The organism is Lactobacillus sp. C449L, from assembly GCF_059900815.1.
This window is the reverse complement of the sequence record NZ_JBWXGA010000001.1, coordinates 1-23,760: the sequence shown is the minus strand read 5'-3', so window position 1 is coordinate 23,760 and position 23,760 is coordinate 1. Positions and strand designations below refer to the sequence as shown.

Sequence of the window (23,760 nt, the reverse complement as noted above, 5' to 3'; positions counted from 1 at the left end):
TATTAATCACCTCCTTCCTGACTATTAGGAAGAAATTCAATGATTGTACAAGTAACCAATAACGCTATTCCTAAACAGATAAGTCCAGCTTTTAAATCCCATAAAAAACAGGCTGTGACGATACATCCCAGCCCACTAATATATAGAAGTACATCAATGATTTTCCAAATGTTTTTAAGTAGTGTTCTAATTAATATCTTCATCACCCCCTAGCAATCCAGATTCAGGATTGTTAAACCACTCTAAAACCTGCTCCTGCGTCATTCTCTTAACTTCAGTAGATTTATCATTAACAATCCCATACTTTTCAAAATGGTTCATCCCTTGATACATCGCATCAATTAACGCGTCAACCACATCAATCTTAAACGTAGCCTTATCTTTAACAACCTGAATGCCAATCTTATCTTCTTTCATTGATGCATTTAACAGTGCTTTTTCCATAATTGGATCATTAAATCTAGTTATTTTCCCAACAGAAAAACACTCTTGAAGAAATTTGGTTGGATCAGAAATTTCTCCAGAAATTTGTTTAATATCTTGAATTAGCCAGCCTTGATTAGAACTTAAACTTTCTGTAATGTTCTTAACCTGAAAACTGCCATAATGGTCATAACCTAAAAAGACAACTTTTAATCTATGATCTTCAACATATTTTACAATCCACTTATAAACCTGCTCTGGATTAATTATTCCATCTATCTGCTCTGTTATAGTGCAGAATTGTGGAAATTCATGATAGTTAATTCCATCTTTTTTCTCTTTAGCTTCCAGAGATCCAGCCTGCCTCCATGGAATAAAGCTATGCTGTGCGATATGCCAACGCGGTTCTTCTTTGTCATTTTTATAAGGATAAACAAATGCAACTGCTGTATTATCGGAAAACATTGAGTAGTCTAATCCGATATACACTTGCCGACCATCAATTTTAAAGTCTTCATCAATTGCATCTTCAACTTCCTTTAAAGTTAAATAGCTTGCGATCGATTGTTTCAACCATAGATTTAAATTTTTATTTTCGAAATCTGAAATATTACCAGTGAGCAAATCACTATCGCGCTTATCCTTAAGCCCTGACATCAAAGTTTCTTTTTGATCTGGTAAATCAAGCAATGGATTAGACTTAACCCATGTTTCAGGCTTATAAACTTCGTCCATATCATCTTGTGCCCACATTAAGCCCAAGTAGCTATCAGCATTGCGTTTAAAATCTTGTTCCATTGCTTGAATTATCATTTTTTCATCTTCATGAAAAGGAACAGTTGGATCAGGATATGCCGTAGATATTTGTACAAATTGATGGTTTTGTACCTTAACTTGACCAGAAATAATTTTTGAAACTCGATCCCGTGTAGTCACTTCGCCAATCTCATCAAATACCGCTGTTCTAAAGTGGTAAGAATCGAACTGCCCAGCTTCGTGCGAAATAGCACGAAGAATATTATTGGTTTTCTTTTCAATTATTTGCTCAGATTGAAGTTCTAGACCAGCTTCGTTAGCTAACGTTTTAAATGGCTCAATATCAATTATCTTTCGAAGCATTGATTTGATATAGCCAAAGATTTTCATTGTTTGCTTATAATTGATAGAAGCAACTAAGTAATCTTGGTTTTCTAACTTTAATGATTCAATTAAGTAACTGTAAGCCACTAGTATAGCCATCAAATAGGTCTTACCTTGGCCACGAGCTACGCTAACAATTACACGCGTAAATCGTTTAAAATCATCATCATCGCGCCATCCTAACATCATGCAGAAAATAAACTTCTGCCAGTCCATTAATTCAGTTGGCTCTCCAGTATCTACATTTGGAGCGATAGCAGCAAATTTCAAAAGCATATTAGCAGCTTTAATATCGTAATGATAAGGAAAATCCTTTGCGTTTTGTCTTTGCAAATCTCGAAGATGTCTAAAACAAGCTAGCTTAATTGAATAACCTGCTTGTACTTTTTTATCTAAAACGTCAAAACTATATTTTGTTCCCGGATCTTTGTATTTATTTCTTATCTCTGCCCAATCAACTGATTGATATGCTCCATCGACATCATGAGTTTGTGTTAAATCGATTTTCATCACTTAAAGAACTCCTTCATTTTGTCAGTTACAGATTCTTCGCTTTTATCACCTGGAGAGTTAAGCTCCATCATCTGTGATCTAGCTTTAGGACTTAGACCTAACTCTCTGCCAATCTGATTCATTTTCGAAAGGGAATCGGACATCATCTGATAAGCTGGATTTTTACGATAGCCAGAAAAATCTTTGCTAACCACACTTCCATCAACAGGACTAACGGCAGTTTTGTAGACAGCTTGCTGAATACCATGCTCTTGAATATCTGCATAAGCAATTCGATAAATGTCGTAAGCAGAACAATATTCTTGAACTAGATATTCATCTGCTCGAATTATTTTGGAATTTTTATTCAAATAAGCAGCCAATTTTGGATATAGAGCTTTACCGTACTTACCAAGCCATTTTGGCGAAACTTCAGGCACTTTCGGCGTTGTTAAATCAACCTTTGTCAGTTTTGACCCCCCTTTCAAAAAATATTAAAAAAGTGTCCGTCTAGAAAGCGAACACCACTTGTTGCGGCTCCTCGCCAACCGTTGATGGGGGCGGGGATGAAAATTATTTTTGCATTTTTATTCGATCACTCAACTCGGCAATCAATTTCAAATCTGTTAGTGGTGGATTGCCTGTTGGCTTACCATGATAACCAGTGCCATAGTATTGTTCTTCAAACCTAGTTTTCCAATAGTGACAGTTATTGCAGCACGTTACTAGATTATCAATTTCTTTCATCTGATTAGGAAACAATTCAACCGGCAAAACGTGATCAACAATGTTTCCTTCTTTAATCACACCACGTGCCTTACAGTATTGACACATATGATAATCACGTTCGAATACTATCTTACGGAACCTTTGCCACTGTCTAGTGTGATAGAACTTATTTTGAATAGTCTTAGTTTTATTTCGATAGCGTGTTATATGGTTGTATTTCCAGCGTGATTGCTTGGATTGCGGAGTTGAATATCGGTGTTCAAACTTTGCTCGTTCTTGTCGATACTCTTCTTCTTTTGCAATATGTTTTGAGCAATAATGATTGGGAACAAATGCTGGCGCTTTGCAGTCAAACACACGACAGTTTCTAATTCGTGGCAATCTTTCACTTCCTTTAAGGTTTGAGAGGCGCTCGGACCATCAAGGGACGAGCGCCCCTTGCGCTGGCTATCGCTTGATAGCAACAACAATTAGTAGTAATATAATTAGTGTAAGAATTATATCTGTCAAGGTAATCACCCTCGGATGAAGCAATCCAATTCATTGGATTAAGCTAAGGAGAGGTGATTACCTTTTCTTTTGCAGCCAGCGCAAAGAGCTTTCCCGTCAGGGATGCATCTCTTCGTATGCTTTAACAATCGATTCAATCACTACCGATACAATGAAACCACCCACTTTGAATATTGCCCACAGATTCAGTATTGCAACCGTGAATGGCCACACATTACTACTCAATGCATTCCAAATATTATTAAACATTGTTTCAACTTCCTTTCGAATATCAATATAAATCTTTGAAGGAAAGCAATCAGCACCTTATAAAATTAGAGCAAACAAAAAGACACATCTACGTCTGTTTTATCGACATTTATGCGTCTTTGTTTAGTCAAATGCAAATGCATCTAATACTGCCATTTGTTGTTCTATATCTGTTTCATCATTTATATTCATTCATAAAAAATATCAAGCACGCTCTAATCTTGGCTTTAATTTTTTGTCATTCACTTTTAAATCAAGTACTTCTATACTTATTTCTTTATTTAGACTTTCAATTGATCCCTGTATTTTTATTAAGTAATCATTCATTTTACCTACTCTATGTTTAAAATCTTCTTTAATTTCCTCTTTTTTTTCGCTTATTTCAGTAATTATATTGTTTTCCATGCGTACATTATTTTCGACTTCTACATTCAATTTTTCAATTTTATCAGATATATTTTTAAAACCACAGGCTCTAAATAAATAAATTTCCTGTTGACATGTAAAATTATAGTTTGAAATTTCTATAAGGAAAGAACGCATTTTTTCAAAATTCAAACTCGAGTATTCAAGAGCGTTAACATTTTGATTCCATTCATCTCGCGCATCTTTCAAACTGTCATTTATAGATTTATAATTTCCCTTAATTGTGTCCATTCCATTTATAACTTGTTGTCTAATGAACCTTTCTTTTTCATCTTTTCTAGAAATTGATAACTGGTAGTGTATACTTAAAAAAGCAAACTCAGCAGTTAAAATCACACCAAAGTAATTGAAATAATCGGAAAGGCTAATACCAGAACCTAATTCAAAAAGTACAGGTACTGAATAAAAAATAAATGGTATTATTAGCAAAACCAAAAAATTTAAAGAAAGAATTAGTCTAGCTGTTGCTTTATATTTTTTATTAAAACTTTTAAAGGTTTTTATAGATAGTCCAGAAAGCTTAATAGTTAAGTAGATAATTATAATAAAAATAATAACTAAAATAATTGAATTAGACATATTTTCTATAAGAAGTCTTATATTTGGAAAGTTAACTACTAGCCAAGCTCCACATATTAAAGAAATAATGATAATTATAAGATACGTCACGAGCTTCTTGAGAAATCGTATAGTTTTCTTTTTCTTATTATCTACACACTTGCTATTCTGTTTAGGTTTATTATTGTTCATTTTCAATTCCTAAGTTTAAATAGTGTTCTTTGACATAATAGTAATATAAAGTTAAAAAGCACATTACGATAATATCTAAAGTTAGATAGTTCATTTACATTCACCTCAAACACAATAATACAAAAAACTAGCCATTTAAGCTAGTTCCTTTGAGATGAATATAAAAACGTGTCAGGAATTGAACCTGATACCAATAGGTTTAGTCCACCAAATAATATAACTTGACTGCCGTATTGATATATTGCTATTTTGAATCTATATACAACATTGACATTAACACAATCCACGTTCTGATACGCCACTTAAGGCATATCTATTCTGGCACTGGGAGTTGAACCCAGTACCAGATATTAGTGTTTACGTACATTACATAAGGAGTTAATAGCTATCAAGAATTATTATTTCTTGATGATACCAATATAACACCTATCAAACCCGACCATCATCCGATTTTGACCCGATTCTCACCCGATTTTCAAAAACCAGTAGATTAGGAATATATACATCATAGAGTGTAGCCCATGTCTGAATTGTGTCTGCAAATTGACATAAAGCGTAACGTTTTAAATCACTATACCTTGAATCGCTGTATTGGACTTTTTGGGCTACTTTCCAATCGTCAAGTTCATCTATGTATAGTGCTTTTAAAATTGTTCTAAACGGCTGCTTTGAATTATCAGCGCAATGATCTATCGCTTGATAAACTGCTCTGCATCTTTCCTGCATATTAATGATTAACATCATTTTATTTTCAGAACTGTTAATTCCATGCACAGCCACACCTGTGGGATCGAGCTGCGGACTGCTTAAGTCAGTACGATGATAACCAGCTTTAATTAAATAGTTGGGAAATGTGTATTTGAAAAATTCACGCACTTTTTTAGCTGTCGCTTTTTGATTAATGTCTAAGCCTAAATCACCATTTTCCACGCGCTCAATCCTTTCTTTTTATTTAGTATATATTTCGTAATTAATAATGTATTGTTCATTCGGTTTAATATCACACCAGTGATAATAACTTTCAGCTTTTTCTAGCTGATAACCTTTTTCGTGTAAATATCTTTTCGCATAAGAGAAGGTATTGCATGATCTTCTGCAAAGAAATCTGTATTGCTCAGTACCAGAACTGAAAATGCCAACCCCGTCTTTTATTGCAACATATTTAAATCTTGGTTTTACAATTAAATTGTTCTGCTCAATTGTATTTCTAACTCTGCGTCCAGAAACTCTAGCTAAATATGCTGTTTCTGTGATGTTGTATCCATCTTCAATGTAAGAAATAATCTGTTCTTTTTTGTACTCACTGAAATCATATTTAACTTCTTTATGCTTTGCGTGTAATATCTTTCTGATTTCTTTTAAAGTGGAATTACTCTCAGGCACCAAACTAATTGATCCATATTGAATTTCTAACTCATGAATTAAATCATACGGGATATCCATATCCTACTAACCCCCCATCTACTATCATTAATGCATCTTTTGCACATCTTGCTATGCCGTGTATTACGTTATGACTGGCTAAAAAGTTATGAAAAACAATCTGTTCAGGTCTAGGTTTCCCGGTTGCCGATTTAACTTCAATATAAAACACTTGATCATCAACCCATCTGAAGCCATATAGGTCTGGATGACCTTCAGGTAATCCAGTATTAAACCACCTTCCGTCAGCAGTAATAACCTTGCCCACATTAGTTCTGAACACAGTACATTTGTGCATCGATAATTTAGTCATAATGTCTTTTTGAATTTCGTGTTCGCTAGGCATTTTATTTAACACCCAGAATCAATTTGGCTTTATTTCCGGAATAGAGTTTCCCGTCTGCATCATGAATAAAGTCATCAATGACCGTCGTGTTTGAACAATCGTCAATAAAGACTTCACCATTTTCTATATTTACTAAAGAATAAAAATTATTATTGCGAATTATTAAGTAATACTCTTCTTTATTAGCAAAATAGTTTTTTAAAACTACTATGTCCCCTGATTTAGCTTTTGTCTTTTTAACTTTAACTTTCATCTTTAATCATTCCTAATCACATCAACCCAATCGTTATCTTCTGGCGGTATTCCGAAATATTCGCCATTCTGTAACTTATATCCGTCAGGAACATGTCCTACATAGGCTCGTTTTCCGTTTTCATTAATCTTCCACACTGCTTTTGCCATTTGTTAATCCTCATTCCAATATTTAGCTAAAACTCTGTCAATATCTAAATTGTCCTTTAAACACTCAGGCGAACAATAAGGTAAGCTAGATTCCAGGTCTAAAAAATAGACTGTATCGTCGCCCATCAATCTTTTTCCGCAATATGCGCAATTAACCGTTTCTTCTTCCATTTAGTTTTTCCTCTATTAGCTTTCCATCTTCATAAAATGCCCATTCATCAAAACTGTAATCAGCTAATTTTTTAATTTTTTCAATTGCTGAATTTAAATCATTAAACTCAAATGCAGCTTCTTTATTGTCTGTGAATTGAGGCACTAATTTATGATTTGAATTTTCTAAAATTTCAACTAGCCATTTGCCTCTTTTGACTGTTACACTCATTAATCCGCCTCAACTAGCTTTGCAGCTGCAGTTTTTAGCCTTTCTTTAAATTCTTTATCGTTCATCATCATCGCCCCAAACGACATCACGTTCTTCTTCCATGTATTTTTGCATAGCTTCATAATCTGCTTCTGAAACAATTAAAGTGTCATAGTCTTCAACATTGATAAAATATTCAACCGAAGCTTTTTGTACATTTATTCTTTGACCAAAATACTCTAATTCGGTATCGTCAAAAGAACAAATTTTTCCATCTTCAAGATCTTTAACTGTAATTGTTTTTTTGTTTCTAATTTTCATCGTCATTTGCTCCTAATTTATTTTGTAAATAATCGTATGTTTCTTTGCTAATAAAAATTGTTTCATCTGGTTCATAAATTGATACATCAACTAATACCGAATATCTATGCTCTTCATCGGTTTGTAAATTCAAACTAAGCTGTATTATGTTTTTTATGCAAAAAGAAATTTCTTCTTCCGGTCTTGGCTGTCCTTTATTTGTTCTTCCATCAAAGAACTCCATATCGTTTTTAATTTTCATTGTTTTTAACCTCATAAAGTGAACACATCGGTGAACAGTAACTGTCACCCATTTCACTCATACTCTCTCATACACTTGCATTATGAAAATTCATCGGTGAACAGTAAATTTGTAAAAAACTTTTATTAAAGCCTATAAATATAAATAAAAAGTTTATATAAAATATACTGTCTTAGTGTTCACCTATACACTTTTTTCTTACTCTACCAACGATTTAAGCGGTGAACAGTAACCGTTCACTTAGCGTTCACCTACTGTTCACTTTTGAAATCCGCGAATCACATTTCCAGCAATTTTCTTACGTCCACTTGTGTTAAAACCTAAATGCTCCATGTAATAACGGATATCTCGTGTTTGTTTGCTATTTTTTGACAACGTGTTGTAGTCCTGAAATAGTGCAAAAGATAAATCCCTGTTTGAAATGAAATCTTGGTCTTTAAATTTATTTTCTAAAACGTCCATTAAGTTATCTTCCAAGCCAGATGTATATCTGAATTCTTCACGGTTTGCTTTTAGCAATGCTTCTTGCTTAGGAGTAAATCTGAATGGATCTTTAGCATTCTTATAAAGCCACACTGCCTCGCCCCACAACTGCTGCACCACCTCTGGTGCTAAATCGGTTATTGGGCTTTTTGTTTGCTTTTCAGGATGAGCGTAAATTGATAGAAAACGCCGATCGCCTGAACGGTCTTTCAGATGCCGTACTTCATTAGTCGTTCGTGTGATAACGAATTTTTTCTTGAAGTGAACTGGCTTATGACCATACGGCTTACGGTATTCAAAGTCTTGCATGGTAATGAATTTCTTGATTTCTTCAAAGCTAGCATCATTACTGGCAGTCATTTCATCATCATTCACAATCAAGGCATTTTTCATAACTTCGAAATCGTCTTTTTTCGTGAATGTGTTGAATTGGTCTGTGTAAAGTCCTAAAGGTGCAACATTTTTTAAGATTGATGTCTTACCAACACCCTGACCACCTACTAAATCAAGTACGTAATCGAATTTAGTATCGGCGTTATAAACTTTTGCTACGGCACCCATGAAGAATACACGCGTAATTAATGTGTTTGTTTCATTCTTGTCAGCACCAAGATATTCCACAAAGAAATTATCTAATCTGCGTTTTTTATCCCATTTCTTGAATGCTTCATTCATGTAGTCAATTAATGGATTGTAAGAATTCATGTAAGCAACATTGTCGACTGCTTGCTCAATGATCACATTCTTAAAATTGGTATTCCCATAACTTGATTGCGATTCGATATATAATTCAATCGAATTAGTAGCTTGATCAGTATATGGACCTTTTTGAATTACTGTTTTACCAATATCTGGCAGTTTTATTTCTACTGTCTTAACTACATCGATTTCAGTCGTAAATTCATTTAGTCGAAATAGTCCGTTCAAGTTAGGATCTTTGAGCAGAATTAAAACTACATTTTTAACGCTAGTCGTCTTGATTGCGCCATTAATCTGACGTTCAAGATCAATTGTGTTGTCACGCAATTTATCAGCGTTTTTTTCGTTAATACCAATAACGTCACTCATTCAATCCCCCTTCTTGCTATTTCTTTTTCAATCATAGAATTTACTGTCCGTTCAACTTCGTTGAGCGGTAAACTATCTGTTGTATTTGTGTTTGCAATTATCGCCAATTTAGCTACTACATCTGGATCAACTCCGCGATACAACAATCCACCTACAAAACTAGCTAAAGTTTTATTCCTTTGACCATCATCGCCAAGACCATTTGCAATTTTTTCAAATAAATTAGTGGTTTGGGTCTTGACATTAGCCTTATAGCTAAGAATTGAACGCTTTTCTGGTTTGGCTTTTTCTTTGATTAACGCCAGCAAGCCATCTGGTGCTGGACGGATAATATCATGATTGAGCCATCGGTAATGTTTGCCATTAATCTGACTTGGTGCAACTACCACATAATTATTGTCGTGTGCTTTAAGGTCTACACCAGGTAAGAAACCGATATTTTGTGCAATGGTTTCATTCTTAGGCTTTTGAAAAAAGAAATGATAACCATCATGCGCTGTCTGTTCAGTTAAAGTACCTTTAAACCACTCATCATGATTTAATTGTCTGATTGCTTCCATACCATCAACATCACCGTGACGGTCAACATCAATCACGAAAAACTTATCAGTTTTTAAAGCAATGTTAGCTAACGGATAATGCTGCCATACTTCCTTGATTTCATCTTCAGTAAGTGGTGGTTGATTAGCAAACTTAATTAACGGTCGTTTTGTTGCTCCGATTGGTATTACAGAAAATCCATGTGCTGCATAGTTAATTGCGTAATTGACTAGATTTTCTAGTGTCATAGTTAGTACCAGACATCATGACCTGTACCAATGGTATAAATAGGTTGTCCATTGTAATCACTGCAGATTTCTAATCCACCTTCATCCCAAGCAACAGCTTCCCAGTAATTTCTGTTTTCTAAATAAGTTGATTCCAAAATTTGATTCATTTTAATTACCTCCTAAAATGGAATATCGCTATCATCAACTTCTACCGTGTCACCTGTGTTTTTAAAAGGGTCTACTGCTTCAGCTATCTTCGGTTGTTCATGTTTTGCAAATTCGTAATTTCTAAATGGGAATTGCGGATTCTTTTTATTAGGTGCTGAAGTAATAGTTATTTCTAATACTTTGCCAAGTGCTGGTTGAAAGGCTTTAGCTAATGCTTCATAAGCATCTGATTCATTATCAAAATCAAAACAGTTATCTGGAATTGGATTGTCTAACATTTCGCCGATGACTTGGATCATTGAAATATTTCGAGCAATTACTGAAGCTGGCATTGGCTCTCCATTAGATTTAGTCTGTGCTAATGATGGGAAAATAGATTCTTTTCTTCCTTCTAAATCTCCAGTTACGACTGTAAAGCCTAATGCAAGAAAATCGCGGTCATCTTTAACACTATGTGATGCGCCATCAAGTGTCATAGTATATGTACCATCAGGAATTTTTGCGTAAGCATTAAATTCTTTACCTTCTTTTGGGTCGAAACCATTCTTCTTTAATTCATTAACTGCATCTCTTAAACTCATTATTTGTTCTCCTTTATTAATTCTTGATCTCTATAAAATGCCCATTCGCTTAAGTTATAGTCACTCAAGCTGTTTACTGTCTTAATTGCTGTATCTAAATCTGAAAACCAAATTGCTTTTACTTGGTCGTCAGTAAATTTTGGTTTGGTTTTATTGTTCGTTGTTTTATATATATCAACCAGCCATTTCTGGTTAATCTTATTTTTTGCTGTTACACTCATTGCTGTGCCCATCCTTTTTGGCATCTAAATGGTCTATTTGATCAACAAGCTTTATTAGTTCGCTTTTAACGAACCACATGTCTTTATATGTGCCATTATCTGACCCCCATAAAGCAACAGTTTCTGGGCAAACATCATCATAATGTGCGCAATCAAAGCCAATCATCCACTTTTCTTCTTTAATGGGTTCTGTAAATGTAATTCCTCCATGAACCTCAAGATTCTCAACTACTTCTTCTTCGTAGTTTTTGCCATATAACTTGTTGTCCTTATCAAGTATTACGTATCCACATAAATGTAGTGAGAACAATAACATTCTTTTAATTAAACATGTGTATCCTTTATACTTGAACTTATAAAAGTCAGGTTCATCACCCTTGTTTTTGATATCTTTCCAACTACCTTTTGGAGAAGTACCATAAAACTCTTTTTTCTTTAATTGATAACTAGGCGACACATGATCAACAAAAGATGGTCTACCATCTTCATTGATTTTCCATAGTGCTTTACTCACTTTTTCGCCTCTTTAAAAATACCGTCGCATGTTCCCAGTAATTTCGAAATTCTGGGGTCTTCAATATTCTTGGGATCATATTGTGTTCTTAAGCTCTTAACTTCACGGTAATATGTCGCATTCACGCCATCGCCAACCTTCTTAGTTCGAATTTCAACATCGCAGTTTCCATTAACTACGTTGAAGTATTTAGTTTTAAGTGATGGACTATAAGTTGTTACGCCAGTATTATCATCGGTAATTGATAACTCACGACTGATATATATAATGTTCATTGGCAATGCTTTTAAGTCCATAACCAATTGCTGAAGTGCTGTGTTGAATAGTGCATAACCTTTGCCATAAGCTATATCCCCAAGTGACTTCACACCGTTTTCCCAGCAAATTGCCTGTTCAAGCATTACGATGATATCGTCTATTACATCAACTACAATTGTTTTAAATTGTTCTTCTGGCTTGCGTTGCGCATTTTCGGTTTGCAGAGCAAGGATAATTTCGTCCAGTTGGTCAGTAACCAATTGTGTAGGATTGCCATTCTTGTCTCTTAAGTTTCTAATTTGAAAAGCTGGTGCAGTTCCTTGTTCGCTGTTTCCGTCAGTGTTTAGAATTATTGGATTTGGGAAAAAACTAGCGAAGTAGCTCTTACCACTCATTGGCGCACCCCAGATAAAAAAGTTATGTGGTTGTGCCTTTGGTTCTAATTTTTTTGGTTTTGGTAAAGTAATCATTTCTTAATCATTCCTCTCATTTTCATTTGAATGTAAACCCATCCACTTTTAAAACCGTGTAATTCAGCATAAGCGCTGAATTCGGCTGGTGATTTAAGCTCACTTACTTTCTTGTTAGCGACTTTTTTAAGTAAGTCGCTATGTATAATTTTTGATATTAATTTTTTACGATTTTTTGCTTCTACTAAATCAACATCTGCAACTTCTTTTTCTTGCTTGATTTTAATTTCATTACCGCATAACGGGCATTTACCATCTTTAACTTCGCTAGTCTTAACCACTGCGAAGCAGTAATCACATGTGATGATTGACATTGTCGGCTCGTCACTAGTCTTAGGTACTGATTTAGTTCCACTAATAACTGCTTGTTTCCAATCTCGATCATCATCTGGATAACCGAATTTTTGAACATTATTCGCATGGTCAATAATTATTGCTGTCTTGTTTGGTCTTGGATTCAAACATCTCATCGAAAACTGTAAGTACAATGCTAGTGATGTGGTTGGTCTAGCCATAATTACACAATCAACATTTGGTAAATCAACACCTTCAGTAAATAAATTGACGTTAATCAGTATCTTTAGCTTTTGGCTTTTGAAATCTCTTACTACTGCATCCCTTTCAACTATTGGTGTATTACCATCAACTTCTTTTGCAGTGATTCCTTCATCATTGAATTCTTTAGCTACTCGTTTGGCCGAATCAATTGAATAGGTGTAAACCACAGCTTGCATTCCATTAGCGATACGCTTGTATTGTTTAACGATGTGTCCGTATATCTTGGACGACATTGCTTCATCCATTGACCTGTTAGAATAGTCGCCTGTTGAATTTCGCTTTAATAATTTTGCATCAAAATCATTAGGTGGTTGAAAATATCTGAACGGTGCTAGAAAACCTTTATCCGTTAACTCATGGATAGATTGACCGATAATGATATCGTCAGCAACTTCATCTAACTGCCTTTGACCTGTTCGCCTTGGTGTTGCGGTAAAAAATAATACATAAGCATTTTTAAACTTATTTAGTATTTTCTGATAACTCGCGGCTAAAGCGTGGTGACCTTCATCAATTAATATTAATTGTGGTTCAGGTAATTTATCCACTCGCCTGCAAAGTGTTTGAACTAAACCCATTGTTGCTAATTTAGGATTAACACCTTGATTTTTGAATGTCGCTTTCGCTTGGTCTAATACTTCTTTGCGGTGAATGATAAACATTACTCGGTTGTTCTTAGCTGTGGTTCGTCTGGCAATCTCTGCCATAACCACCGTCTTACCAGTGCGTGGTGGTGACTGTACAATTATGTGATGGTGACCTGTCTGCATTGAATTAGTAATTCGCTTAATTAAATCGTTCTGATATGGTCTTAATTCGTACATTAGATTTGGTCATATGAATTTGCTAGCTTTAAACCTGCTTCAGTTAATCCTTCGACACTATCGCTATTGATCATACTTGCAAAATCAGAACCTTCCATTTTGAAACAAAGTTCTTTAATAATATCTTCCGTATTTAAGCCAAGTTGGTTTATTAAAGCGATTAACAGAATGCCTATAGCACCTTTCTTGCCTTTTTCAGGTAAATACTCTTCACCTACTTTTAAATAAGCTGCCGGTTCTAATAGGTAGAATGCCATCTTGGCAATCTTAGCTATTAGTTCTGTATCAATCTCGCCACGGATGTACGGGACTGATACATCGAAATAATCAGCTAATTTCTGCCATATTTCGTTATTTGGATTTCTTTTACCTTTTTCGTATTGGCAAATTGTATTGCCTTTAACTCCTACTTTTTCAGCAAGTTCCACTTGACTAAGCTCATTCTTAATTCGCAGCTCTTTTAATCTATTCATACTGACCACCTCAATTAATAACAGTTTTGCGATTAGGCTCTAGGTGCGCACCCGGAATATTCTTGCCGTCAATCAAATCATCATAAAGTTTACGTTTATCAATTGAAGCAGTTTCTTTAATTACTCGATATTCTTCAGGCAATTTACTTTCATCGGAAACAATTGTTTTTTGTCGATAACTACGTGGCTTTAAAATGAAATGCTCGGTTTTAACTTGTTTCAGACCTGCATCATCAATTACAGAAGTCATGTAATTAAGAAGACTATTTTTCTGATTTTCGAAATGCCGTTTCTGTTCAGTTAATTTCTTTATCTTATTTGTAAGAAAATCAATATCTGCTGTGTCTCGTTCAATTAATCCTGCCAAACCATCTAGCTTTGCATCCCTAGTTAATGCAAGAGAATCTAGCGTGCCTTTTAACATTTCTGGATCAATATCATCTCTATCTACTATCTGTTTGATTGCATCGTTTATTTCAAATAATTTCATTTGTGTTATAATCTCCTTAGTTAAATAATTTTCTAAAAGGTCCGTTTGCAGACGGGCTTTTTTATGTTCCTGGTAGAATTTCGGGTAAGTCTAAAACATAAATCGCTCCTACTAGCCCAACAATTACTACTAGTAATGAGATTATTAATGACTTCTTGGTGGTCAGATGTATGTCTGTGTATGTGTCTAATAAATGCTGCCATTTCAGTAATATCCTTTCAGTTAAGGTAATTTTGCGTTCCAATCTATTTCACCTCTGTGTTCTTCCATCCATTTCGCAGCTGGTTTTTCAAAAATAAATGTTTTGTTTCCATCTTCATTTTTTCTTGGATTAACTACCCAACCGCCGTTTTTAAAATCAACTTCGGGAAATTCATCAAAAATGAATAATCTTATCCATGGCATTGCTTTACCACCGCAATACTTTTGAGCAAATTCTTTCATTTTGATTGTTTTTCCTTCAACCATCTTATTTGGAACATATCCTCTTTCTTCCATAATTTCATCAACAGCTTTAGTTAAAGTATTGATAGGAATTGGCAGTTCAATGACATCGTTCATTTGTTACTCACCTCCTTTAAATGTTTCCAGATTCCTTAACCAGCTCTTCCAATCCTTCCAACTTATGAAATAGATTTCGTTCAATCTCTTTCTTGTAAAGTTCAACCATCTTTGATTTGAAAGCTGACCATTCTTCTGTCTGTTTAACTTTTGAAAACAATTGATTTGCTCCACTATCACTGGTGGATAGATCTTCGAAGTCTTTCTCGAAAGAATGTTCTGCTTCTTCGTTAATCCGATCGATTAACCAATCTTTATCCATTGTGTTTTCCTTTCCGGTTTTTATCCTATAATTAAGTTATCTCGACCAAGGAGGTGATTAATTATGGATAAAGACCTATTGCATGATGCCGTTCAACTAGCTGCTAGTCAGGCAATTGCTAATGCTATTGCTATGCAACGCTCTGCGTCTACTGTTAACCCAGCTAAGCAAACCGAACTTGTTAAAACTTATTACCATCAGTTGAGTTCAGAGGCACGTCGTGGATCTTTTGATCAGAACCAATAATTCTTTTGCAAAGTGATCCGTCTGTTGGTGAAACATAAATATCTTTAGTGTGCTTCTTGTCCTCAGTTTGAAGCACACTTTTTATTTCTTCTGGCAAACCTTTAATAATTAATTCCATTGTGTTTTTCCTTTCTTAAGTAACTATATCGTTTGTTCCATATTGGAACTCTCTAGGTAAAAAAATTTTATCCATTGGTTTATTAAATAACTTGGATAATTTGAACATTTCATCTTGAGTAAATTCTTGTTTACCTTTTTCTTTATCTCTGTAGGCTTTGGTACTAATACCTAAATAATCAGCCATATCTTTTTGCGTTAGCTTTCTTTGCTCTTTTCTTAAATCATATAAAAGTAATTGCATTTTCTCTCTCCTTTTTGTTCCGTTTTGGAACACTTAAAGTATATATCCTTTTTGGAACAAATACAACTAAAATTTCCGCTTTTTTTAAAAAATGTTCCATTTAGGATAATTATATACTATAATATGCATTAGAAATGTGAGGTTTAAAAATATGGATTTATCTAAGTATGTCGGTTCGCAAATTAAAAAACTTCGAGAATCACGTGGTATGGATCAACAAGCTTTTGCTGAAAAAATTGGCACTTCAAGAGTTAATTTAGCTAGATACGAATCGGGCAGTAGAAAAGCAAATCAAGACATCTTATTTCAAATTTCCGAAGCCTTTAATATAAATATTAGTTATTTTTTCCCTTTACCGGATAATTCTGTCGAACTTAACAAAAGTAATTTTCGTCAAGTTCCTTTGATTGGAACGATAGCTTGTGGTACTCCCATACTTGCAGAAGAGAATATTGACGGATACGTCCCTATTTTTTTTGGCGATAAGTATAAAAGCGATATAGTTTTCGCATTAAAGTGTAAAGGGAACTCGATGTGGCCAACTTTAAGCGATGGAGATATTGTTTTTGTTAAGCAACAGTCTTCAGTAGAAGACGGCGAAATTGCCGCAGTACTCGTAGACGATAATGAAGAAGCTACATTAAAACGGATTAAGCATATTAACAATGAAGTGTTATTAATGCCTGACAATACTAATGAATTTAGTCCAATTATTTTAAATAAAAAAAATCCCGGTAAGATTCTTGGAAAAGTAATTGAATCAAGAAGGGTTTATTAGTGTCAATATAGCCTATTGGTTTTCTAGGAGGTAATAATAAAAATGAATAAAAATGCTAAAGAAAAGGTCTCACTAACATCTTTTAATATGTTTGACAATGAAAAACAAATTTATCAAATTGATTTCTCAAAAAACGACGCAAAAGATATTCTATTTAAAATATCAGTTAGTGTTAATTCGTCATTTTCTGAAGAAGCAAAACAATTTCCTATAACTCGTTTTTTCCTAACTTTTACCTCGAATAATCGTAACCCAGGTGAACTTGTATATGAAAAACAATATTACATTAATTTGTACAAAGAAAATTTAAAGTCAACTAGTGAATTTCTTTTTTCTTATAAAGTAACTTTAGAATCATTTGGTCTTGCGAAGTTTGAAAATCTACAGGGTAGAATAAACTATCAACGTTTTTCATATGGTTCTGAATTAACTTTAAATCTTTCTTATGCTTTTTTAACCGATGATAATGTAGAAGATGAAAAAAATGGAAAACCAGTTGCTGATTACCTATTAGATAATATTTCAATTTTTGAGACTAATTTAAATGTAAAGAGGCAATAAAATGGGAAATTCTAAAAATGATAGCCTTTTGAAACTGGATGGTGCAAAAGAAAGTAAAATTAGTGATTCAAATATTTCAATAAAAAATGATGAATCCGGAGGGAAAGAAATGAGTGATAAATTTGTAACTCACAACGAACTAAAACTTAGTAATGAAAAAATTCTTCGCGAAATAGATAATAAATTTCATGAACAGGATAAACATGTAATCAAATTAGAAGCCAAGCTAGATAATCTAACTAGCCAACTTCAAAATAATAATAAAAAAATTGATAAACTACTTGATTGGCTAGTTGGTGGCATTTTAATTGGGATAATAACAACGCTTTTAACTAATTTATTGTTGAAATGACTTTAAAAATCTATATAGGAGATTTAAAAATGAAATATAAAAAAATAATAGCAGCTAGTTTAGCGTCTATTGCATTATTAGGAAGTAACTTAACAGTGGTTAATGCAGTCCCAGCGCCAATTCAACTTATAACAAAAAAAGATACTTATACTTATAATTCAAAGGGTAAAAGAGTTGGCAAAATATACTACAAAGGCTGGTGGTTTGACTTACTTGGAACCAAACAAATCAAAGGAAAGCAGTATTATCGAGTTGGTAAAAATAAATATGTTAGGGCTTCAAAAGTAAGAAAGTACGATCTTAATGTTCCTGAACCAGATTATGACAAACCAATTACACCTAACTGGCAATCAAAACATTTGGTTGATACCAGCGGTAATATCTATGAACAAACTAAAAAAGCTTATGAGTTGCAAGGCGAAGATCGTATAGAAGCTATAAAAGAAATTGCAAACGAAAAGCAGGTGCTTAACACATCAACTGGTGAAATATTAGGTGGTTTGGAAGATTTCGAATCTAAAATTAAAAATGAGTATTATGTTTATTTAGAAGCTATAACCGGAAAACCAGTTAGTGATAATCTACTAAAATAAAAACAAAAAATCCCTTAAGAACACCGTTTGGCATCAGGTTCTTAAGGGATTAGTAAAGCAGACAAAGGCAAAAGCCTTTTGTCTACCCTATTTTAGCATAAACTAGGAGAATTTAAAGATGGCAATCTATAAACGTGGTAGTAGTTGGACAGTACAAATCTCGTGGTATATTTCTGACCCATCAGGGAAAAAGAAAAAATATAAAACCAAAGGTGGATTCAGAACAAAATCACAAGCTAAAAAATGGGAAAATGAGCAAATTGTATCAAAGAACAAAAATAGTATTACAAATGAAAATCCTATTTTTGCAGACTACTTCTGGAAGTGGGCAATGACTTATCGCATTCCAGGAAAAACAGATGGTACTAAAAGAAGATATTCCTACATTAGCAATGTGGTTAAAAAATATTTTGGCACTACTAGAATCAATGATATTAATCGTTCTGTATATCAGAATTTTATTAATAAGTATGGCGAAAACCATTCTAAAGTAACCATTAAAAAGTTAAACGGTATTTTAAAATCATGCGTTTCAGATGCACATGAAGAAGGTATTATACCGCAGAATTTTACTAATCGCATTAACGAAGTTTGGGATGAAACTAAAACACGACATATAGAGTATCTATCTATTAAAGAAATTCAATCTTTACTTACAATTACAAAAAGCGGATTAAATCATAAATATACTAGCCCGTATGCGATTTTAACTGCAATAGAGACAGGTATGAGGGCTGGAGAGATTTTGGCTCTTAAATGGTCTGATATTGACGAAAAAAAGCAAACTATTAAAATTAGTAAGTCATACGATTACATTTCAAAAAAAATCAAACCACCTAAAAATGAAAGTTCAAAGAGAGTGATTTACGTTTCTAAGTCACTTCTAAATATTTTGGAAGACCTAAAAACTAATAATCAAGAATTTGTCTTTGCAAAATCAGACGGAGAATTACCTTCTGACAATGCATTAAATAAAGCTCTTAGATACCGTTTAAAAGAAGCTAATATATCTAAGAAAGGTTTCCACTTCCACAGTCTACGTCACTGCCATGTAGCATATTTAGTAGCTCATCATGTTGACTGGTATGAAATTAGTAAACGTCTTGGACATTCCAATTTAGGAATTACGATGGACACATATTCATACATGATTGATGAAATGAAAGCCACACAGCAAAAAATACTCGCAAATGCCCTAGATTCAATGAATGAACCACAAAAATTACACTTAGCATAAGTTGGCTAACATTTGGCTAACATGTTTGCCTATAAGTGTTGATACATAAGCATTTTTGCTAGTTATTTAAAGACCACCCGGATCATTTTTTATGGTTTTTATTGATTTTTATCAATATTGAATCCTGTTATATCAACATTTTGATGTTTGTTGATTTTAAACAATTTTAAAGTTGGCTAACATTAAACTAAAAAGCCCTAACCATTTAGATTGGGACTTTTTTTGTTTTTAATTATTATTATTTCTGCTTGCGTTTAAACCAAGCTCCTCCAATAGAACTAATTAACAACATCATACTGCCAAAAATGGACAAGATGCCTTTGTCTTCATTGCTTGCACCTGTTTGTGGCAATGAATCTGGCTTTGCTTCATTAGGATCACCTGCAAGTGGCTTAACTGCCTTTTGCTGGTTCTTATCTTTAGCAGTTTGGCTGTTGGTGCCAGTTATTTTATTCGTATTATTTGATTTGTTATTATTTGGCTTAGCGGGTTTTGGTACATAATTTGGTAATGTTGTATTTACTGTTTCATCATCTTTTGTATAAATGTATATGACCGTCTGCTCATTAGCGGTAAAGCGGCCAGTGGCGTTGCCTCTGACTTCCTTAAACGTGTAACCATTAATGGTCTTTTGCACGCTTTGGTAATTATCGCCAACCCTGCCAGTTAGCACTTCATCTGGGACAATCTCATCGCCATTTTCATCCTGATAATGAACTACAACTTTAGCTTGCACTACTGGCCTGCTTGGCGTTACTGGATTTTTCTTGTAAATAAGCGTAACTTCTTCAGGCAAATCTGAAAATGTCCCGGTAGTATTACCTTGTATTTCTTTAAAAGTGTAACCCGGAATATTAGCTTGCACTAAACTTGTATAATGTTTTCCATACAACCCACTAATAGTTTTATCTCCGATAAGCGAATCGCCTGCTTCATCCTGATAATGCACCCTAACTTTGCATGAACGAACATAGGTGTCGTGATCAGCAGGACCATTGTAGATCCTTTCCATCTCTGCAGGGGTCCAAACTTTATTACCATTTGGTTCATCAATTGTCCCGTCAGCTACGTTTACCCACTTGCTATTTGGATTGAGCTTTACAGTAACTCCTGATATAGTATAGCTATTAGTTAGCCCTGCGTTTTGAATCATACATTTAGGACCAAGATTTAGTACGCTTAGGTTAATCACCCCGCCTAACATATCTTTTGTAATGATTACATTAGACATATCAAAACTGCTAAGATTCAGATTAGTTAAGCTCTCACATGCAAAGAACATCGACTGCATAATAGTTACGTTAGCTGTATTAAAATTGCTAAGATTCAGATTAGTTAAGCTCTCACATGCAAAGAACATCGACTGCATAGAAGTTACGTTAGCTGTATTAAAATTGCTGACATTGATATCGGGCAAATTTCTGCAATTTCCAAACATGATTGCCATATTAGTTACTTTACCGGTGTCAAAATTTGTGACGTCTAAATTCGTTAAGCTCGAACACTCTCTAAACATATTCGACATGTTAGTCACGTTGCTAGTGTTAAAGTTTGTAACATCTAAATTTGTTAGCTTTTTACACCCATAAAACATTTTATCCATTGAAATCACTTTACTAGTGTCGAAGTTTGTAACATCTAAGTTTGTTAGCTCTCCGCAGCCACAAAACAAATTACTCATTCTAGTCACATTGCTAGTGTCAAACCCTGTAACATCTAAATTTGTTAAACTAACACACTGATCAAACATGCTCGACATACTAGTCACTTTACTAGTGTTAAAGCCTGTAACGTCTATATTTGTTAAACTAAGACACTCTAGAAACATACCCGACATATCAGTCACTTTAGTGGTGTCAAAGCTTGTAACGTCCAAATTTGTTAAACTATCACACCAAGTAAACATATACGACATATTAGTTACATTGCTAGTGTCAAAATGACTTAAATCTATACTGGTTAATTTTCTACAGTTGTAAAACATATTAGCCATGTTAGGAACTTCAGAAGTATCTAATTGATCTAACCCTGAAATTGATGTTAAATTAACCAATCTTGAGAACATTTCCTTAGCCGAATACTTAATCTTAATTTTGCCTGTTATTTTGATTTCTTTAATTGATTCAAAACCACGAAATGTTCCACTAGGTCCTATAAGGCCATTATATATTGGGAGGTCGTTATTTAGTTTTACTGGTTCAGTTTCTGTTCCTCCTGGAATAGTTAATATCCCTGTGGTATCATCAAATGTTACATTTATTCCATTCCAATTGTATGTCTTCACTGATCTAGTTAGATCGCTTGTTTCACTTACTGGCTGACTTACTTTTTCTCCATTCGTAGAAGTAGTTGCATTAGTTTGAGAATCGTTTGTTGAATCACTTTCAGTAATACTATTTTCATTACAACCAACAGAGCTTATTGTGGTAGTACCAGAATTATTAACAGACTTGGTTATGTCTTGGCCAGTTGGCAAGCTATCCGCTTTAACTACCGCCCCATTATTCAGATACAGTCCCAAAAGTACCGCCGTCGAAGTAATTATACTGCTAGTCAGTTTTTTTTCTTTGCACGCATTATTTTCCATTCTCATATTTATTTTTCCTAGTTCTAAGATGAATTCTATTAGCCAGTAGTAGTACTAAGTTACTATAATATTAGATATAAACCTAAAAGGACTGCAGTTGAAGTAATAACGCTAATAACGCTACTTGTCAATATTCTCTCTTTACGCTTATAACCAATACAATTAGCTTCTTTTTCCTTTCCTGTAATGTTAAAAACACACTTTACTATTAGTAATCTTCAAGTATCATATATGATATTGTAGTATAACAAAGTAATAATGTACACTGATTTTTTATAAGTTGGTACTTGTTTTATCACTTTATATGCTTGAAAACCACATGTACTAAATCGCAAATATTAAAAAGCCCTAACCATTTAGATTAGGACTTTTTGTTTTTAATTATTATTATTTCTGCTTACGCTTGAACCAAGCTCCTCCAATAGAGCTAATTAGTAACATCATACTGCCTAAAATGGACAAGATGCCTTTGTCTTCATTGCTTGCACCTGTTTGTGGCAATGAATCTGGCTTTGCTTCATTAGGATCACCTGCAAGTGGCTTAACTGCCTTTTGCTGGTTCTTATCTGCAACAGTTTGGCTGTTGGTGCCAGTTACTTTATTCATATTATTTGATTTGTTCTTATTTGGCTTAGTGGGTTTTGGTACATAATTTGGTAATGTTGTAGTTGCTGTTTCATCATCTTTTGTATAAATGTACGTGACCGTCTGCTCATTAGCTGTAAAGAACCCAGTGGCGTTGCCTCTGACTTCCTTAAACCTGTAACCACTAATGGTCTTTTGCACGCTTTGGTAATTATCGCCAGCCTTGCCTGTTAGCACTTCATCACTTGCTATTTGATTACCATTTTCATCTTGATAATGAACTGTTACTTTTGAAGTCGTGGTTGGCACGACTGGACTACTCGGATTCTTAGTGTAAACATAGGTTACTTCTTTTGCAATTTCCTCAATTGTCCCAGTAGCTCCACCTTTTACTTCTTTAAATGTGTAACCATTAATGGTCTTTTGTGTACTTTGGTAGTTATCGCCAACCTTGCCTGTTAGCACTTCATCACTTGCTATTTGATTGCCATTTTCATCTTGGTAATGAACTGTTACTTTAGACATCACCGGGTTCTTAGTGTAAACATAGGTTACTTCTTTTGCAGTTTCCTCAATTGTCCCAGTAGCTCCACCTTTTACTTCTTTAAATGTGTAACCATTAATGGTCTTTTGCGTACTTTGATAGTTATCGCCAACCTTGCCTGTTAGCACTTCATCACTTGCTATTTGATTGCCATTTTCATCTTGGTAATGAACTGTTACTTTGGACAACACCGGATCCTTGGTGTAAACATAGGTTACTTCTTTTGCAGTTTCCTCAATTGTCCCAGTAGCTCCACCTTTTACTTCTTTAAATGTATAACCATTAATGGTCTTTTGCGTACTTTGATAGTTATCGCCAACCTTGCCTGTTAGCACTTCATCACTTGCTATTTGATTACCATTTTCATCTTGGTAATGAACTGTTACTTTAGACATCACCGGAT

General features: G+C 34.1%; 34 protein-coding genes. 6 read left to right on the top strand and 28 right to left on the bottom strand.

What is annotated here, in order from left to right; genetic code table 11:
- Positions 1 to 2: 2 nt before the first annotated feature.
- The 25 genes from AC2JF9_RS00170 to AC2JF9_RS00050 all read right to left on the bottom strand — a co-directional run bounded on the left by AC2JF9_RS00170 (position 3) and on the right by AC2JF9_RS00050 (position 15,513).
- Positions 3 to 203 carry a DUF1056 family protein gene (locus AC2JF9_RS00170; RefSeq protein WP_500724626.1) on the bottom strand — a complete coding sequence of 67 codons (201 nt, stop codon included), beginning with the start codon at positions 201 to 203 and terminating at the stop codon, positions 3 to 5.
- Positions 187 to 2,073, bottom strand: a complete 1,887-nt coding sequence (locus tag AC2JF9_RS00165; RefSeq protein WP_500725375.1) for a terminase large subunit — start codon at positions 2,071 to 2,073, stop codon at positions 187 to 189. The genes AC2JF9_RS00170 and AC2JF9_RS00165 overlap by 17 nt, the downstream gene beginning before the upstream one ends.
- Complete coding sequence (locus AC2JF9_RS00160) at positions 2,073 to 2,525, bottom strand: phage terminase small subunit P27 family (RefSeq protein WP_500725374.1); 453 nt, start codon at positions 2,523 to 2,525, stop codon at positions 2,073 to 2,075. Before AC2JF9_RS00160 ends, AC2JF9_RS00165 begins: the two co-directional genes overlap by 1 nt.
- 103 nt (positions 2,526 to 2,628) lie before the next feature.
- The gene (locus tag AC2JF9_RS00155) at positions 2,629 to 3,165 is read right to left on the bottom strand and encodes an HNH endonuclease (protein ID WP_500724625.1); all 537 of its coding nucleotides are present in this window, start codon (positions 3,163 to 3,165) and stop codon (positions 2,629 to 2,631) included.
- Between the two features lie 582 nt (positions 3,166 to 3,747).
- Positions 3,748 to 4,719 (bottom strand): hypothetical protein, encoded by a 972-nt coding sequence (locus tag AC2JF9_RS00150; RefSeq protein ID WP_500724623.1) that lies wholly within the window; start codon positions 4,717 to 4,719, stop codon positions 3,748 to 3,750.
- Between the two features lie 429 nt (positions 4,720 to 5,148).
- On the bottom strand, positions 5,149 to 5,649 hold the full coding sequence (locus AC2JF9_RS00145) for an ArpU family phage packaging/lysis transcriptional regulator (RefSeq protein ID WP_500724621.1): 501 nt from the start codon (positions 5,647 to 5,649) through the stop codon (positions 5,149 to 5,151).
- Positions 5,650 to 5,667: 18 nt separating this feature from the next.
- Positions 5,668 to 6,162 carry a hypothetical protein gene (locus AC2JF9_RS00140; RefSeq protein WP_500724620.1) on the bottom strand — a complete coding sequence of 165 codons (495 nt, stop codon included), beginning with the start codon at positions 6,160 to 6,162 and terminating at the stop codon, positions 5,668 to 5,670.
- Positions 6,146 to 6,487, bottom strand: a complete 342-nt coding sequence (locus tag AC2JF9_RS00135) for a VRR-NUC domain-containing protein (RefSeq protein WP_500724619.1) — start codon at positions 6,485 to 6,487, stop codon at positions 6,146 to 6,148. Before AC2JF9_RS00135 ends, AC2JF9_RS00140 begins: the two co-directional genes overlap by 17 nt.
- A 1-nt stretch (position 6,488) precedes the next feature.
- A complete protein-coding gene (locus AC2JF9_RS00130; protein ID WP_500724618.1) occupies positions 6,489 to 6,740 on the bottom strand; it encodes a hypothetical protein in 252 nt (83 codons plus the stop codon).
- 2 nt (positions 6,741 to 6,742) lie between these two features.
- Positions 6,743 to 6,889, bottom strand: a complete 147-nt coding sequence (locus AC2JF9_RS00125) for a hypothetical protein (protein WP_500724617.1) — start codon at positions 6,887 to 6,889, stop codon at positions 6,743 to 6,745.
- Positions 6,890 to 7,040: 151 nt separating this feature from the next.
- Positions 7,041 to 7,271 carry a hypothetical protein gene (locus AC2JF9_RS00120; RefSeq protein WP_500724616.1) on the bottom strand — a complete coding sequence of 77 codons (231 nt, stop codon included), beginning with the start codon at positions 7,269 to 7,271 and terminating at the stop codon, positions 7,041 to 7,043.
- Positions 7,272 to 7,325: 54 nt separating this feature from the next.
- On the bottom strand, positions 7,326 to 7,571 hold the full coding sequence (locus tag AC2JF9_RS00115) for a hypothetical protein (protein ID WP_500724615.1): 246 nt from the start codon (positions 7,569 to 7,571) through the stop codon (positions 7,326 to 7,328).
- A complete protein-coding gene (locus AC2JF9_RS00110) occupies positions 7,561 to 7,812 on the bottom strand; it encodes a hypothetical protein (protein ID WP_500724614.1) in 252 nt (83 codons plus the stop codon). The genes AC2JF9_RS00115 and AC2JF9_RS00110 overlap by 11 nt, the downstream gene beginning before the upstream one ends.
- 258 nt (positions 7,813 to 8,070) lie before the next feature.
- Entirely contained in the window at positions 8,071 to 9,363 is a 1,293-nt protein-coding gene (locus AC2JF9_RS00105; RefSeq protein WP_500724613.1) for a VapE domain-containing protein, read from the bottom strand.
- Positions 9,360 to 10,151 carry a bifunctional DNA primase/polymerase gene (locus AC2JF9_RS00100; protein ID WP_500724612.1) on the bottom strand — a complete coding sequence of 264 codons (792 nt, stop codon included), beginning with the start codon at positions 10,149 to 10,151 and terminating at the stop codon, positions 9,360 to 9,362. The genes AC2JF9_RS00105 and AC2JF9_RS00100 overlap by 4 nt, the downstream gene beginning before the upstream one ends.
- A 2-nt stretch (positions 10,152 to 10,153) precedes the next feature.
- Entirely contained in the window at positions 10,154 to 10,300 is a 147-nt protein-coding gene (locus AC2JF9_RS00095) for a hypothetical protein (protein WP_500724611.1), read from the bottom strand.
- A gap of 12 nt (positions 10,301 to 10,312) precedes the next feature.
- Complete coding sequence (locus AC2JF9_RS00090; RefSeq protein ID WP_500724610.1) at positions 10,313 to 10,882, bottom strand: single-stranded DNA-binding protein; 570 nt, start codon at positions 10,880 to 10,882, stop codon at positions 10,313 to 10,315.
- Complete coding sequence (locus tag AC2JF9_RS00085; protein ID WP_500724609.1) at positions 10,882 to 11,103, bottom strand: hypothetical protein; 222 nt, start codon at positions 11,101 to 11,103, stop codon at positions 10,882 to 10,884. The genes AC2JF9_RS00090 and AC2JF9_RS00085 overlap by 1 nt, the downstream gene beginning before the upstream one ends.
- Positions 11,081 to 11,617: a hypothetical protein gene (locus tag AC2JF9_RS00080; RefSeq protein WP_500724608.1), complete on the bottom strand. Its 537-nt coding sequence runs from the start codon at positions 11,615 to 11,617 to the stop codon at positions 11,081 to 11,083. Before AC2JF9_RS00080 ends, AC2JF9_RS00085 begins: the two co-directional genes overlap by 23 nt.
- On the bottom strand, positions 11,614 to 12,345 hold the full coding sequence (locus AC2JF9_RS00075; RefSeq protein WP_500724607.1) for an AAA family ATPase: 732 nt from the start codon (positions 12,343 to 12,345) through the stop codon (positions 11,614 to 11,616). Before AC2JF9_RS00075 ends, AC2JF9_RS00080 begins: the two co-directional genes overlap by 4 nt.
- Positions 12,342 to 13,727, bottom strand: a complete 1,386-nt coding sequence (locus AC2JF9_RS00070) for a DEAD/DEAH box helicase (RefSeq protein ID WP_500724606.1) — start codon at positions 13,725 to 13,727, stop codon at positions 12,342 to 12,344. The genes AC2JF9_RS00075 and AC2JF9_RS00070 overlap by 4 nt, the downstream gene beginning before the upstream one ends.
- Entirely contained in the window at positions 13,727 to 14,200 is a 474-nt protein-coding gene (locus tag AC2JF9_RS00065; protein ID WP_500724605.1) for a helix-turn-helix transcriptional regulator, read from the bottom strand. The genes AC2JF9_RS00070 and AC2JF9_RS00065 overlap by 1 nt, the downstream gene beginning before the upstream one ends.
- A gap of 10 nt (positions 14,201 to 14,210) precedes the next feature.
- Entirely contained in the window at positions 14,211 to 14,690 is a 480-nt protein-coding gene (locus tag AC2JF9_RS00060) for a siphovirus Gp157 family protein (RefSeq protein ID WP_500724604.1), read from the bottom strand.
- Between the two features lie 222 nt (positions 14,691 to 14,912).
- Positions 14,913 to 15,251: a DUF771 domain-containing protein gene (locus tag AC2JF9_RS00055; RefSeq protein ID WP_500724603.1), complete on the bottom strand. Its 339-nt coding sequence runs from the start codon at positions 15,249 to 15,251 to the stop codon at positions 14,913 to 14,915.
- Between the two features lie 16 nt (positions 15,252 to 15,267).
- A complete protein-coding gene (locus AC2JF9_RS00050; RefSeq protein WP_500724602.1) occupies positions 15,268 to 15,513 on the bottom strand; it encodes a hypothetical protein in 246 nt (81 codons plus the stop codon).
- Positions 15,514 to 15,576: 63 nt separating this feature from the next.
- Between AC2JF9_RS00050 and AC2JF9_RS00045 the strand changes: the two genes are divergently transcribed.
- Entirely contained in the window at positions 15,577 to 15,759 is a 183-nt protein-coding gene (locus tag AC2JF9_RS00045; RefSeq protein ID WP_500724600.1) for a hypothetical protein, read from the top strand.
- A 133-nt stretch (positions 15,760 to 15,892) separates the two neighbouring features.
- Here the strand turns inward: AC2JF9_RS00045 and AC2JF9_RS00040 are convergent, their stop codons facing one another.
- On the bottom strand, positions 15,893 to 16,120 hold the full coding sequence (locus AC2JF9_RS00040) for a helix-turn-helix transcriptional regulator (protein WP_500724599.1): 228 nt from the start codon (positions 16,118 to 16,120) through the stop codon (positions 15,893 to 15,895).
- Between the two features lie 151 nt (positions 16,121 to 16,271).
- Here AC2JF9_RS00040 and AC2JF9_RS00035 point away from each other — a divergent pair, with 151 nt between their 5' ends.
- From AC2JF9_RS00035 to AC2JF9_RS00015, 5 genes are all read left to right on the top strand, one after another.
- Complete coding sequence (locus tag AC2JF9_RS00035; protein WP_500724598.1) at positions 16,272 to 16,898, top strand: helix-turn-helix domain-containing protein; 627 nt, start codon at positions 16,272 to 16,274, stop codon at positions 16,896 to 16,898.
- A 42-nt stretch (positions 16,899 to 16,940) separates the two neighbouring features.
- On the top strand, positions 16,941 to 17,459 hold the full coding sequence (locus AC2JF9_RS00030) for a hypothetical protein (RefSeq protein WP_500724596.1): 519 nt from the start codon (positions 16,941 to 16,943) through the stop codon (positions 17,457 to 17,459).
- A gap of 1 nt (position 17,460) precedes the next feature.
- Positions 17,461 to 17,811, top strand: coding sequence for a hypothetical protein (locus tag AC2JF9_RS00025; protein ID WP_500724595.1), 351 nt, complete (start codon positions 17,461 to 17,463; stop codon positions 17,809 to 17,811).
- A gap of 29 nt (positions 17,812 to 17,840) precedes the next feature.
- A complete protein-coding gene (locus AC2JF9_RS00020) occupies positions 17,841 to 18,404 on the top strand; it encodes an SLAP domain-containing protein (protein WP_500724594.1) in 564 nt (187 codons plus the stop codon).
- Positions 18,405 to 18,522: 118 nt separating this feature from the next.
- Positions 18,523 to 19,641, top strand: a complete 1,119-nt coding sequence (locus tag AC2JF9_RS00015; RefSeq protein ID WP_500724593.1) for a tyrosine-type recombinase/integrase — start codon at positions 18,523 to 18,525, stop codon at positions 19,639 to 19,641.
- A gap of 238 nt (positions 19,642 to 19,879) precedes the next feature.
- Here AC2JF9_RS00015 and AC2JF9_RS00010 read toward each other — a convergent pair whose 3' ends face one another.
- Both AC2JF9_RS00010 and AC2JF9_RS00005 read right to left on the bottom strand, forming a co-directional pair.
- Entirely contained in the window at positions 19,880 to 22,234 is a 2,355-nt protein-coding gene (locus tag AC2JF9_RS00010) for a BspA family leucine-rich repeat surface protein (protein WP_500724592.1), read from the bottom strand.
- Between the two features lie 381 nt (positions 22,235 to 22,615).
- The coding region (locus AC2JF9_RS00005; RefSeq protein ID WP_500724591.1) for a MucBP domain-containing protein at positions 22,616 to 23,760 on the bottom strand (1,145 nt) is incomplete at its 5' end.

Excerpts from the sequence above, each read along its gene's own strand:
- AC2JF9_RS00010 (WP_500724592.1), bottom strand. The coding sequence starts at position 22,234 with ATGAGAATGGAAAATAATGCGTGCAAAGAAAAAAAACTGACTAGCAGT.
- AC2JF9_RS00135 (WP_500724619.1), bottom strand. The coding sequence starts at position 6,487 with ATGCCTAGCGAACACGAAATTCAAAAAGACATTATGACTAAATTATCG.
- AC2JF9_RS00065 (WP_500724605.1), bottom strand. The coding sequence starts at position 14,200 with ATGAATAGATTAAAAGAGCTGCGAATTAAGAATGAGCTTAGTCAAGTG.
- AC2JF9_RS00015 (WP_500724593.1), top strand. The coding sequence starts at position 18,523 with ATGGCAATCTATAAACGTGGTAGTAGTTGGACAGTACAAATCTCGTGG.
- AC2JF9_RS00100 (WP_500724612.1), bottom strand. The coding sequence starts at position 10,151 with ATGACACTAGAAAATCTAGTCAATTACGCAATTAACTATGCAGCACAT.
- AC2JF9_RS00085 (WP_500724609.1), bottom strand. The coding sequence starts at position 11,103 with ATGAGTGTAACAGCAAAAAATAAGATTAACCAGAAATGGCTGGTTGAT.
- AC2JF9_RS00115 (WP_500724615.1), bottom strand. The coding sequence starts at position 7,571 with ATGAAAATTAGAAACAAAAAAACAATTACAGTTAAAGATCTTGAAGAT.
- AC2JF9_RS00045 (WP_500724600.1), top strand. The coding sequence starts at position 15,577 with ATGGATAAAGACCTATTGCATGATGCCGTTCAACTAGCTGCTAGTCAG.
- AC2JF9_RS00130 (WP_500724618.1), bottom strand. The coding sequence starts at position 6,740 with ATGAAAGTTAAAGTTAAAAAGACAAAAGCTAAATCAGGGGACATAGTA.
- AC2JF9_RS00170 (WP_500724626.1), bottom strand. The coding sequence starts at position 203 with ATGAAGATATTAATTAGAACACTACTTAAAAACATTTGGAAAATCATT.
- AC2JF9_RS00040 (WP_500724599.1), bottom strand. The coding sequence starts at position 16,120 with ATGCAATTACTTTTATATGATTTAAGAAAAGAGCAAAGAAAGCTAACG.
- AC2JF9_RS00125 (WP_500724617.1), bottom strand. The coding sequence starts at position 6,889 with ATGGCAAAAGCAGTGTGGAAGATTAATGAAAACGGAAAACGAGCCTAT.
- AC2JF9_RS00140 (WP_500724620.1), bottom strand. The coding sequence starts at position 6,162 with ATGGATATCCCGTATGATTTAATTCATGAGTTAGAAATTCAATATGGA.
- AC2JF9_RS00035 (WP_500724598.1), top strand. The coding sequence starts at position 16,272 with ATGGATTTATCTAAGTATGTCGGTTCGCAAATTAAAAAACTTCGAGAA.
- AC2JF9_RS00165 (WP_500725375.1), bottom strand. The coding sequence starts at position 2,073 with ATGAAAATCGATTTAACACAAACTCATGATGTCGATGGAGCATATCAA.
- AC2JF9_RS00025 (WP_500724595.1), top strand. The coding sequence starts at position 17,461 with ATGGGAAATTCTAAAAATGATAGCCTTTTGAAACTGGATGGTGCAAAA.
- AC2JF9_RS00075 (WP_500724607.1), bottom strand. The coding sequence starts at position 12,345 with ATGATTACTTTACCAAAACCAAAAAAATTAGAACCAAAGGCACAACCA.
- AC2JF9_RS00055 (WP_500724603.1), bottom strand. The coding sequence starts at position 15,251 with ATGAACGATGTCATTGAACTGCCAATTCCTATCAATACTTTAACTAAA.
- AC2JF9_RS00050 (WP_500724602.1), bottom strand. The coding sequence starts at position 15,513 with ATGGATAAAGATTGGTTAATCGATCGGATTAACGAAGAAGCAGAACAT.
- AC2JF9_RS00030 (WP_500724596.1), top strand. The coding sequence starts at position 16,941 with ATGAATAAAAATGCTAAAGAAAAGGTCTCACTAACATCTTTTAATATG.
- AC2JF9_RS00070 (WP_500724606.1), bottom strand. The coding sequence starts at position 13,727 with ATGTACGAATTAAGACCATATCAGAACGATTTAATTAAGCGAATTACT.
- AC2JF9_RS00120 (WP_500724616.1), bottom strand. The coding sequence starts at position 7,271 with ATGAGTGTAACAGTCAAAAGAGGCAAATGGCTAGTTGAAATTTTAGAA.
- AC2JF9_RS00095 (WP_500724611.1), bottom strand. The coding sequence starts at position 10,300 with ATGAATCAAATTTTGGAATCAACTTATTTAGAAAACAGAAATTACTGG.
- AC2JF9_RS00090 (WP_500724610.1), bottom strand. The coding sequence starts at position 10,882 with ATGAGTTTAAGAGATGCAGTTAATGAATTAAAGAAGAATGGTTTCGAC.
- AC2JF9_RS00110 (WP_500724614.1), bottom strand. The coding sequence starts at position 7,812 with ATGAAAATTAAAAACGATATGGAGTTCTTTGATGGAAGAACAAATAAA.
- AC2JF9_RS00105 (WP_500724613.1), bottom strand. The coding sequence starts at position 9,363 with ATGAGTGACGTTATTGGTATTAACGAAAAAAACGCTGATAAATTGCGT.
- AC2JF9_RS00020 (WP_500724594.1), top strand. The coding sequence starts at position 17,841 with ATGAAATATAAAAAAATAATAGCAGCTAGTTTAGCGTCTATTGCATTA.
- AC2JF9_RS00150 (WP_500724623.1), bottom strand. The coding sequence starts at position 4,719 with ATGAACAATAATAAACCTAAACAGAATAGCAAGTGTGTAGATAATAAG.
- AC2JF9_RS00060 (WP_500724604.1), bottom strand. The coding sequence starts at position 14,690 with ATGAAATTATTTGAAATAAACGATGCAATCAAACAGATAGTAGATAGA.